Raw genomic sequence first — 12,125 nt, 5'->3', positions numbered from 1 at the left:
TATTTAAAATATTTCTTAGCTTTCTCCCTCCCATTTGCTGACACTTCCCCGAATCATCAACTTAGTAGGTATTGAAACATGCATACTGATTTCACGGTTAGAGTAGATTCTCTCAGAAAGCATATTCACCGCCTGAGAGCCCATAAAGTCCATATAAATATGAACCGTTGTAAGGGGAGGAACCAAGTACTTTGCAATAGATATATCATTAAACCCTATCACACTGATATCCTCCGGAATTCTAAGCCCTGCTTCCTGTATTGCTTTATAGCATCCAACAGCCAGAGAATCATTCGCTGCAAAAATAGCAGTAGGCCTTGATTCCATCGACACCAGCTCTTTTCCCAGACGATACCCTTGCTTTGGCGTGTAGCCTCCGATCTTAATATAGTCCTCATTTAATAAGCCCTTTTCTTCCATATAGGATTGGAAGATAGGAACTCTCATATCCACCACTTCTTTTCCATCAGCATCCACATCCCGGCCACCGATGAAAGCAATCTTCTTATGTCCTTCCTGTAAAAAATAATTCAGCACATTTTTCACAGAATGCTTCAAATCGGTTACTATGGAATCAAATAAATCTAAATCACCAATTGTATCAACAAACACGGCAGGCTTATTAAAGGCTTTCACCTTGTTTACCATAGATTCACTGAATGTTCCGAGACAAATCAGCCCATCCAGATTGGATACACTTTCCACTGAATCTTTTATGTTAACAAGAACCTTTTTGAAGCCTTCTTCCTCTATTTTTCTTTCAATTGCAATGCGTACCGACAGATAAAAAGTATCCTCCAGTTCTTCTTCCAGAGAATATGAGGATAACATTCCCATCCTTAATTTCTTTTTACTTCTCTTCTTATTCTTTACTTGGTATTCTAGCCGTTCCGCAGCTTCAAACACTCTTTGCTTAGTCTCATCCTGTACATTCAATGTATCATCGAAATTAAGGACTCGGGATACTGTTGCAGCAGAAACACCTGCCATTTCAGCTATTTCTTTAATTGTTGCCACTATTCTATCCTTCCTTATACTTATCTCGATTATAAAACCTCTAAAAATCCTTGTAAAAATCTTGAATTTATGGATTTTTGCAGGGATTTTTAGTAAGGTTTTAATAGAGATTAGTATTTCACCTATCTTATTTTATTTTAACATATCTGATTAGTATCACACTATTATGTATACCTGGGATTACGCAACTTTACTTTAGTTGAATAAGATGGAAATCGCCATAGATATGTTAGTAAAAATCACACCTTTACTATACCTTTTTCTGTTTTCTTTTACAAGTCCCAAATGTGTACATTGATTGTGACAATTTACGTAGGGATAATAAGGTTAGAAAGTTTTCTGTTAATGTTATCACGTTGTTTCTTCCGTCTGTTCCTGTACTTCTGACAAATTCGATATAATCACCGCCGATAATATAACTGCACTGCCGATTACCATTCGCAGTGTAATGATTTCATGCAGTATAATAATCGAAAATATGGTTCCGAAGACGGACTCCATAGATAAAATAATTGCGGCTTTTGTTTCATCCACATATTTTTGACTGGCAGTTTGAAGCAGGTAACAGACTGTTGTGCTGATAATACCTAAATACAGTACACTGAGCCAGCCTTTGGTGGTGACCTGAAAGTTCGTTTCTCCATTAGCAACCAGACACACTACCGACAATAGAAAAGCGGTTGCCATCTGAATAAAATTTAATACCGTAGCACGATATTTTTTAACAAATTCACTTGTTAGAAATATCTGAAATGCGAAACCAAAGGCACAGATAAGAGTCAGTCCGTCTCCAAGACCCAGGGAAAAATTACTGTCCAGAGACAAAAGGGCAACTCCCGCCACTGACATCAAAGCACCAATCACACCTTTTACCCCAATTTTCTTTTTTAAAATTAAAAATGAAATAAACGGCACTATTACCACATTTAACGCAGTTAAAAATGCATTCTTGGATGGAGTTGTATATTGCAGCCCCACGATCTGAAATGCAAAACCGGTAAAGAGGGCGACTCCCATGAGTCCCCCTGCCAATACCTCTGCTTTTTCAATCCCTTTAAGGGATTTCCCTTTAAGGGATTTCCCTTTAAGGGATTTACCTTGAATGGTTTTCTCTTGAAGGGATTTTCTTTCAAATGATTTTCTTTCGAAGGATTTTCTTTCAAATGATTTCCCTTTAGTGGATTTCTCATGAGGTGATTTCCTTTCAAAGGATTTGATGCTGATTAAACCCATCAAAACCGTTGCTAACAGAAATCGTACTGCCATAATTTGAAACGGACCCATACTCTCTAATGCCATATCACTCGCAACAAAACCGCCGCCCCATATAATGGTTACTAATATAAGACCGCCGATTGCAAGTTTGTTCTTCATGAATGTGTCCTCCTCTTATACTTCTACTGTTTCTCCATTAATTCTTACTGTTATAGAATCTCCTTCTAAAACTTTTACCGAGGCGCTGTTATCTGCACTAATGCTTATCTCCAACCATGAATTCAGATAATGAATACGGAAAGTCAAGCCTTCCCATTCTTTTGGCATATTCGGTCGAATAGATAATATACCCTCTTCTTCAATAGCAACTCCTGCAAATCCAAATACAACTGTCTGCCATACACCACCCGTATTAGCAGCATGAATGCCTTCTCTGGTATTCCTCTGGAGATTTAGCAAGTCAATGAATGCCGCACGGCGCAGGTAACGGTATGCTTTGGAATTATCACCTACTTTAAGTCCCATTATAGCATAAATACTTGGACTTAAGGAAGAGCCGTGAAGAGTACGTTTCTCATAGTAAGAATAATTTAATTTTTTCGTTTCTTCATCAAATTCTTCACCCATTAAATGAAGTAACATAACAACATCAGCCTGTTTGATAATCTGGGTCTCTCGCGCCCTTCTATTTTTCAATGCTTCCGGACGAACTGGCCAATCATTCTCATCGTATTTTTCAATTATTACATTCTCCAATTCAAAATAGCCTTCAAACTGCTCTAAAAGACTGGTACCTTCCTTTCTTGGAAGATACATCTTTTCCTGAACATCCTGCCACTTAATAATTTCTTCCTGAGTCAAGCCTGTCTTTTCAATCAGTATATGATATTCTCCCGTGTGATCTTTCTTCAGAATATCAATTAAGGAAATCACATAACGTAAATTCCATTTCGCTAAATAGTTGGTATATAAGTTGTTGTTTACCGGTTCATGCCATTCATCGGGACCGGTTACCTGATTGATTTCATAACGGTCTTTCTCTGCCACATATTCGCAGCGGCTTGCCCAGAATCTTGCTGTTTCTGTTAAGATTTCAGCACCTTTGTTGAATAAGAAATTCAAGTCATTTGTAATTTTCACATAGTTGCATACACCATAGGCAACAGCTGCTGTTACATGATGCTCGTAGACCGCTACATAGCAGCGATAACAGGTTCCATCCGGTTCGATAGTCCAATCCGGACACTGCTCCGTACCGTCATCCGCAGATTCCCATGGATACTGTGCACCCTGATATCCGTTTTTCCCAGCATTTGCTCTTGCTGCATCCAGCAAACGGTAACGGTAAGTCTCCAGATTCCGCGCCGTTTTAGGGAAAACATATGAGAAAAATGGAAGCATAAACAACTCGGTATCCCAGAAAGCATGACCTCCGTATTCTTCTCCGGAAAGCAGCTTTGCACCAACATTTACCCGGTCATCACGTTCATTTCCCGTACTCATCAGATGAAAAATATTAAAACGGATGGCACGATCCAGTTCAAAATCACCTTCAATTCGAATGTCCGCCGCTTTCCACATATCTTCATAAACGGCTTTATGTGCAGTCAATTCTTCTTCAAAGCCAGTGTGAAGGAAATGATCCACTTCTTCTTTTACACTTGTATGAAGAGCATATTTTGCCACATCACGTTCCGTGTACATGGATACATACTTCACTATTTCTACTGTTTCACCTTCCACTGCATCGAAATCGGAGAATTCTACCGCCTGTTCACCAAAGGCATTGAACATTCTGTTTTTTAAAATATCTTTTCCATCTTTATAAGCTTCAATATGACATCCAGTACCTATGTGCAGATGATTATCCCTTGTTGCCATTTCTATATAAGTACCATTTCCATCCAGTTTCTCATTTGATGTCATATACGTATGTTTTACTTTAAAACGGGGCGCATCATAAAAGTTGATTATTGTTCCGTCAACGATACTTTCCACCTCAATAATTCCGCTGTAGTTCATAGGAGTTACATATAGCTTAATTCCCATCCGATGTACATTTGCCCGGCTGACAAAGCGGATTCCCTCTATCAGGGTTTCTCTGCCCTGCTTATCACGAAGTAATACACGCTTAGCCAATAGTGCATGTTTCATATCCAAAGCTCTTGAAAAATCTAAAATCTCACAATCTTCAATTCCAATCAGCTCTTTTTCTACATAAAGTTTAATTCCAAGCCAATTAGGCAGTGTGGCTAGTTCACGCATAAAGGTTTCCGACTTATCAAATACACCATTGATGTATAAATAGGGAAGTGTAATTTTGGTTCCTTCTTCGTGGCTTCCCCGTATACCCAGATATCCATTGGATAAGTTGAATAAACTCTCAAATTTCAGATTTTCTTCCGGTTCGTATTTATCCTGTAAAATCATCCAATCATCGGAACTGAGCATCTTACTTAATCTTTCTGAAAATCTCTCTTTAATCATCTTCTCTGCTCCTTACTTTATTTTAATTGAAGGAAGATTACTTTGCAAAATACTTCTTAATTCAAATAATCTTCCTTCCTCATCCTGTTCAAAAAATGATTCTGTATTTTGCATTTCAAAATTTAGATGTTATTTTCTTAATCCAGATAGCGTCTTTTCGCTTCCTTCATTTCTTCACCATCAGATACCACCTGTAACTCAAATGCCATAGTAAAGTCCTGAAGTTTTACCTTGAACTCCTCCTGCTGCTCTTCGCCGCAGCTGTTGCTTCCTAATCCAGACTGGGCATAATCCAGATGGATAATAACATCTTCAGCTCTCTTAATCTGGAATGGATGTTTCGCTTCTTCCAGACTTTCATCCGTATAATTAGCAAGATTCAACCCAAGAGGCATTTCTGCTTTACATAGCAAGGTCTTATCTCCGTTTCCGATACTGAACCATCTAACCTCTTCCCTGTGTCCATTTTCCTGAGGAAATACATAGTTAGTTCCCATCTCGTCCACAGAGTTAGAATAAATCCCCATGACACCTGCTTCTTTGCTGTCTGCATAATTTTCTCCAGGCCCACGTCCATACCATATGGCTTGCTGAAGTTCCTTATTTCCCTTCATTATGACGCCGATTCTAGGCAGAAAGGCAGGTTCCAGTTTTCCGTTTTGTATTGCTTTTCCGTGTAAGTTCACTTTAACCTGACCACTGGAATATACCGTATATTCGTAATCACATTCAAATCCCCAGGATTGATTATAACATCCGAAGTATTTACCAATGGAAACCCTTACTTTATCCCGGTCCTCTTTATATCTGAAATACTCTGTCTGTTCACTGGATTTCTGGATAAAGTATCTCTCCATCCAGTCCTCTTTTTTATACATATCATTATCAATAGTAGCACGGTACACTGTCACCTTAGGACCTTCACTTAAGTATTCTTTATCCTTTACCGATACACTAAGCAGATTTCCAAATACCTTATGAAATCTTACCGTTACGCCATCATTCTCTATAGTTAAAATATTTTCTACTTCCGATACTTTCAGTGTATTTCCCTGTGGACGTTCTTCCAGTATATTATAGAGTATATCCAGAGGAAATTGTACTTTTGAAATCTCATAGCCAGCCTCTGCATATTGGGTTGCTTCTTTCCGGCACACTGTTATGTTAAGATAATAGTCTGTATTGGCTTCCGGTTGGATAGGGTCAAAAGGAATGATTATCTTCTCTGTTTCATGAGGAAGTGCTGTCAGGCGGTCAATGGTTCCTTCCTGAAGTAACTTATCCTCTCCCTGTACTGCCCATTTAACATAAAAATGCTCTAAAGAAAGGAAATCATAATAGTTCTTTAACTGAAACTCCCTTTGTGTTCCTTCTATTCTTGTCACCTCAACCGGTGCAATAACCTGTTTATACTCCAGCAATCCAGGAGAAGGTGTTCTGTCCGGCATCAGCAGACCATCAATACAGAAATTACCATTAGTAGGAAAATCGCCGTAATTTCCGCCGTAACGGTAATAGGTCTCTCCATCTTCCTCCGTATAAATACCATGATCATACCATTCCCAGATAAAACCGCCTTGAAGCCTCTTATACTTACGGTACATATCCTGATATGCCTTAAGTCCTCCCGGTCCATTTCCCATGGCATGACCGTATTCACACATCACATGAGGTTTCTTTCCTTTTATTTCATATTCCCCAATTTCTTTTAATCTTTTCAAACGTGTGTACATGGTAGAATATACATCTGTAATCTCTGCTTCATAGTCTCCTTCATAATGAAGCAATCTTGTGCTGTCCAATTCTTTTATGGCTTTTGCAGCACTTTTAAAATTACAGCCAAAGCTGGATTCATTTCCCATAGACCACATTATAATGGAAGGATGATTGCGATCCCTTTTTACCATGCGAATGCTTCTATCCACATAAGCTTGCTTCCAGGTTGGATCATCGGTAATCCAGTCATACCGCTCTACCCATTCAAAGCCATGGCATTCCAAATCCGCCTCATCAATTACATAAAGTCCATATTCATCGCAAAGATCATAAAAATGTTCATTTGCAGGATAGTGGGAACAGCGTACCGCGTTTATATTATACTGCTTCATGAGCAGAACATCTGCTCTGGACTGCTCATATGTAACACAGCGTCCTTCTTTGGGATTATAATCATGATGATTTACACCATTTAATAAAATAACCTGATTATTTACACAAAAATTATGATCTATAATTTCAATCTTGCGGAATCCCACACGTACCTTTATCTCATGGCTGTCTGTAGATACCGTCAACTCATATAGATTCGGAGTCTCTGCTGTCCAAAGGTCTGCCTCAGGAATCATTTCTTCCAAATGAGCTTTCCCATCTTCTGTTCGAAACGTTCCACTTGCAGCTTCTTTCCCAGTCCTCTCTAACTTCCAAGTACCCTCGCAGCTTATTTCTTTTGTTGTAATGTCTGCCTTTAATATTCCGTTTTTATAAGTACTGTCCAGATCTCCGTTTACGGCACAATCAATAATACTGTTCTTTGGCTCATTAATCAATTCCACATCACGGTAAATTCCTGAAAGCCACCACATATCCTGATCCTCCAGGTAAGTACCATCGGACCATTTATAAACCCGCACCGTAATGTCATTATCACCTTCCTGCAACAGGTCTGTAATATCAAATTCACTGGGAAGACGGCTGACTTTACTGTATCCCGCATGTGTTCCGTTTACCCATACATCAAATGCACTATCTACTCCATGAAATTTTAGAATTGTATCATGAGACATCCATTCTTTGTTAAGAGAAACTATCTTTTTATAAATTCCGGTAGGGTTCTCGGTGGGTACAAAAGGAGGATTGATTGGAAACAAATACAGTACATCAGTATAATGCATCCGGTCATATCCTCTTAATTGCCATACCGATGGAACATCTATGGTATCCCACTGGCTGCCGTTTTCCTTATTCATAAAGTCTTCCGGAGATAATTCGGGAGCTTCCATATATAAAAACTTCCATTCTCCGTTTAAACTGATTCTGTTAGCAGAATCCTTATAGAAAGCAGTACGAGCCTCTCTTCTTCCTATATGCCCCAATTGATGGTCTTCCCATCTCTTCTTTTTTCTCCTCGTCATGTCTATTTCTCCTTATCTAAATATTAACTATAAATGAATGATACCTTTTGGTAACTGAGATAAATGTAAAGCCGGGCAGAAAACAGAACACATACTATCTGAAATAAGCTACCCGGCCGCTTTTTCTTATTTAATGGAACCACTGGTTCCTTCCACAATATATTTTTGTGCAACAACAAATGCAATAATTGGTGGTATAATCATAATAACTGTGATGCAAAGCATCGGAATAATTCTTGTACTGTGAACTCCCTTAAAGGCCGCCAGCCCTAATGCCAATGTGTATTTGCTTCTTTCCTGTAAGAAAATCAATGGTCCAAGATAGTCATTCCATACTGAAATCATATTCAGAACACCCACCAGAATAAGGGAAGGCTTTAAAATTGGCATATAAATCTTCCAATAAATCTGAAAAGAGTTGGCTCCGTCGATGCGGGCAGCTTCTTCAAAATCCTTTGGAATTCCCATAAGGAACTGTCTCATAAGGAAAATATAATAAGCCGAACCGAACCATGCCGGTATAATCAAAGGCTTTAATGTATTAATCCATCCAAACATATTAAATTCCATGTACTGTGGAATCATGGTAACATCCCAGGGAATCATCATGGTTGAAAGAAGAATCATGAACAAAGCATTTTTCCCTTTAAATTCAAACTTAGCAAAACCGTAGGCAACCAAAGAACAGGAAAGTATCTGACCTGCGGTAGTCAATACGGTAACCAAGATGGAGTTCTTTAAATAAGTTCCAAAGGGTTGTGATTTCCAGGCATTTACGAAATTCTCAAACAGCCATTTTGACGGAAACAGCTTGGGAGGATATGCGATTGCCTCTGCCTCTGTTTTAAAAGTAGTAAAGAACATATATACAAAAGGTGCAAGGAAGTATACCGCAATCACTGTCAGTAAAATATATATAATAGCTTTCGTTTTTCTTGACATCTTCATTACTTTCTACCTCCCCTTCTCTTCTTATTTTCTTTTTTTGCTTCTGCCTCATAAAATACCCATGTTGACGAGGACTTGAAAACCAATGCTGTTAAAATCAGTATTATGATAAACATCACCCAGGCATTGGCACTTGCATAACCCAGTTTATGATGCTTAAAGGCATTATTATAGGTGTAAAGGCCGTAAAAATAAGTGGATTTTAAGGGGCCGCCACCAGTCAGCAGCATTACCAGAGTAACCTGCTGGAAAGAACCAATAATTGAGGTAATCAAATTAAACAAAATTGTAGGTGTTATAATCGGTAATGTAATGCTGAAAAACTGTCTTGCGGGACTGGCCCCGTCAAGAGAGGCTGCTTCATACACATCATTAGGTATACTTTTAATGTTAGTATAAAATATGAGCATCATAGTACCTACACCAAAGGCACTTGCAAGAATAACTGCAAATAATGCCCAAGCGGGATCTACCAGCCATCTTGGCCCTTCGATTCCAATTAAAGATAATAAATAATTTAATGCACCGTAGTCACCATTTAAGATCCATCCCCAAATAATAGAAACTGCAACACCGGATATAACTGCTGGAATATAGAATATGGTACGGAATACTTTTACTCCTCTTACCGGCTGCGTAATCAGCATGGCAAGGAATAGCGCAATTCCCATGTTTAATGGGACAAAAATTGCTGCATATTTTAGACTGATTTTTAGAGACTTCCAGAACTGAGCGTCCTTTGTGAACATCTCTATGTAGTTCCCAAATCCCCTGAACACCGGCTCTGTTGTCAACGGCCAATCAAAAAAGCTCATGATAAGAGACAAGATGAGCGGTCCTATTGTGAATACTAAAAAACCAATTATCCATGGAGAAATGAAGAAATACGGGGTTGCTTTCCTTATAAATTTTTTGCGCTTCATAATTTCCACCTGCCTAGACCCTTCTTTATTTGTAAAAGATGCAAGTTATCCGGGGCGTTATGCCCCAGATAGCTTACTATTATGCTTTCCTTTCCTGTTTACTGCTGTACCGCGTTATTTAATACATCCGGTGCACTTTGTAAAACACTAGGGTTAAATATTTCTTCAAAAGATAAGGAAAGGTTTTCTGATTTTTCGGACCAATCCTTAATAATAAAGCTTGCCGGTGTATAGCCCTTACTTTGCTCCAACATAACATAAAATGGTGCATATTCAGGCTGTTCCATAATTTTTTCAGACTCTACAACGCTGTTTAATACAGGTAATTCCAAACCGATACGTTCTTTATTTGCTTCTTCATTTGTCCAGAATTTTATAAATTCCCATGCTGCATCTTTATTCTTGCTGTCTTTAGACATAGAGATACCGGAGGAGCTTAAAATACTAACTGAATCCTGACCTGCATTAGCAAAGGCAGGAATGGTAGCAACACCGTAGTTCAACTGATCTTCCTTAAGTGAACTAATTGCCCAGGAACCATAAACATACATTGCTACTGCACCGGAACGGAATTCATCTGTTCCACTCTTTTCAGAAGCTATTGCATATCCATCTTTCTCCATACCCTGGAACATCTGGAATACTTCCTGAGACTTCTCGGAATTTAAATTTCCTTCTAGTTTTCCATCCTTGTCGCAATATGCAGTTCCATTACTCCACAGATACATCTCAAAATCATAAGGATCTGGTTTCATCTGGAAAGAAAATCCTAATGCTGAGGTTTTCTCTGTAATAGTTTTTGCTGCTGCCTTTAAATCATCCCAGGTCCAGTCAGCTGTAGGTTCTGCCACACCTGCTTCTGCAAATATATCTTTATTGTAGAATAAGGCATGTGTTGTAAATCCAATGGGAATACCATATACCTGATCATTGATTGAATTATAGTTCCAAAGAGTTTCATAGAAGTTAGACTTATAGTTCTCTCCTTCTTTCTCAATATATCCATCCAGAGGTTCTAAACCACCGGAATATGCCGGATAGTTCCACATGTACATAACATCCGGTGCATCCCCTGAACCCATACCTGCACTAATTTTTGTATCAAAGTCACTTCCGTAAGCTTCCAGAGTTACCACAATGTCATCATGTGCTGCATTAAACTTGTCTACTAGTGCCTGCTGACGATCTACATCCTCTGCTACATCCCAGGATGCAAAACGAATTTTTGTTTTTTCTCCTTTTGCGTTATCCGTATTATCCTTATTCTTTCCACATCCGGTGAAGATTGTTGCTACTGCTAAAGACAATACGCATAATGCTGCTAACTTTTTTTTCATGAACCTTCCTCCTATTCTTTTAGTAAATATATTTCAATATTACTAAGTAAATATATTATAGTATTTACTAGTTAATATTTCAATAGTTTTAGTTTACTAATTGTTATTTCTATATATTTCACATTTTTATCGACATCTTTTGTGCAATTTCGCTAAATAACGATTTTGATGAATTTTATACATTTACCGGTATACTTTCTTCATATCTTATTATGTAGCTAATTATGAAACTTATAACCGTAAACCTTCAGTATTTTGATTTAGTTTCTGTAATAGTAAATGGAATTAGTGCAAAGTAAATACCCTTTATTAGATATTTAGCCTTCCTTTGGTAGGAATAATATGGTAAAATAGTAAAAATAAAATGAAAGAAGGTATTTTTATGGAGTTTAGGATAATATATTTGCCACCGTTTAAAGCCGCTTCATCTGCTGTAGATAAGAACTTTGATTTTTCCGAGGATGGTATATTAGGAAAGTTTGATAAGTACTTTTCCGCAATCATCCCCTCAGCAAGAGATGATTTTATGCCTAGAGATTTTTTATTTTTTGATGAAGAAAATCAAGGTATGGTATGGTGGTGGGCATTAAGTGAGGATATGGAAGATGGGGGCAACAAGGTTGTCAACTTCGAAGGTGGGCACTATCTTACTTATGCCTATAGAGATGGGGACGAAGAAACTAACGGAAAGCTATATAATGAAGCTGTGGAATACATAAAGAACTCCGGGATTTTTGAGCTGGATGTACGCCCTAATCATTATGCAATGGGACATATAATCACTCCCAAAGAGATTATAGCTGCACAAGGCTGGGCGCAAATGGAAACATTTATACCGATTAGGTTAAAATGATATAAATAAAATACTATTGATGAACATCCGGTTTTAGAATGTAGAACCAGTGGATGGACAAATTCTCTGTATACATACTTACCTAATTCGTCAGAAATCCTTTGTTTACAAGATTTCTGGCGTTTTTTATTTCATTAATGAATTATTTGTATCCATTATCCAAGCTTGTATTTATTATAAAATATGGTACAATACCCTCGTTGAGCATTTTTAT

8 protein-coding genes are annotated in these 12,125 nt (G+C 38.0%); 1 reads left to right on the top strand and 7 read right to left on the bottom strand.

Going from position 1 to position 12,125, the window contains the following annotated elements; all coding sequences use genetic code 11:
- Window positions 1-15: 15 nt before the first annotated feature.
- The 7 genes from RT261_RS08715 to RT261_RS08685 all read right to left on the bottom strand — a co-directional run bounded on the left by RT261_RS08715 (window position 16) and on the right by RT261_RS08685 (window position 11,058).
- On the bottom strand, window positions 16-1,017 hold the full coding sequence (locus tag RT261_RS08715; protein ID WP_313131850.1) for a LacI family DNA-binding transcriptional regulator: 1,002 nt from the start codon (window positions 1,015-1,017) through the stop codon (window positions 16-18).
- A 351-nt stretch (window positions 1,018-1,368) separates the two neighbouring features.
- Window positions 1,369-2,391, bottom strand: coding sequence for a DMT family transporter (locus RT261_RS08710; RefSeq protein ID WP_313131848.1), 1,023 nt, complete (start codon window positions 2,389-2,391; stop codon window positions 1,369-1,371).
- Window positions 2,392-2,406: 15 nt separating this feature from the next.
- The gene (locus tag RT261_RS08705; RefSeq protein WP_313131846.1) at window positions 2,407-4,719 is read right to left on the bottom strand and encodes a glycoside hydrolase family 65 protein; all 2,313 of its coding nucleotides are present in this window, start codon (window positions 4,717-4,719) and stop codon (window positions 2,407-2,409) included.
- A 137-nt stretch (window positions 4,720-4,856) separates the two neighbouring features.
- Window positions 4,857-7,850, bottom strand: coding sequence for a glycoside hydrolase family 2 TIM barrel-domain containing protein (locus RT261_RS08700; RefSeq protein ID WP_313131844.1), 2,994 nt, complete (start codon window positions 7,848-7,850; stop codon window positions 4,857-4,859).
- A 126-nt stretch (window positions 7,851-7,976) separates the two neighbouring features.
- On the bottom strand, window positions 7,977-8,798 hold the full coding sequence (locus tag RT261_RS08695; protein WP_313131842.1) for a carbohydrate ABC transporter permease: 822 nt from the start codon (window positions 8,796-8,798) through the stop codon (window positions 7,977-7,979).
- Entirely contained in the window at window positions 8,798-9,721 is a 924-nt protein-coding gene (locus RT261_RS08690; protein WP_313131840.1) for a carbohydrate ABC transporter permease, read from the bottom strand. The genes RT261_RS08695 and RT261_RS08690 overlap by 1 nt, the downstream gene beginning before the upstream one ends.
- Window positions 9,722-9,819: 98 nt before the next feature.
- Window positions 9,820-11,058, bottom strand: coding sequence for an ABC transporter substrate-binding protein (locus RT261_RS08685; protein WP_313131839.1), 1,239 nt, complete (start codon window positions 11,056-11,058; stop codon window positions 9,820-9,822).
- Window positions 11,059-11,440: 382 nt separating this feature from the next.
- On the opposite strand from RT261_RS08685, the gene RT261_RS08680 reads away from it, so the two are divergent.
- Window positions 11,441-11,911, top strand: a complete 471-nt coding sequence (locus tag RT261_RS08680; RefSeq protein WP_313131837.1) for a hypothetical protein — start codon at window positions 11,441-11,443, stop codon at window positions 11,909-11,911.
- Window positions 11,912-12,125: the final 214 nt, after the last annotated feature.

The sequence above is a fragment of the Anaerocolumna sp. genome (genome assembly GCF_032079385.1).
Lineage (GTDB): Bacteria > Bacillota > Clostridia > Lachnospirales > Lachnospiraceae > Anaerocolumna.
The sequence above is the reverse complement of the archived record's forward strand: the minus strand, read 5'-3'. Positions and strand labels throughout refer to the sequence as shown.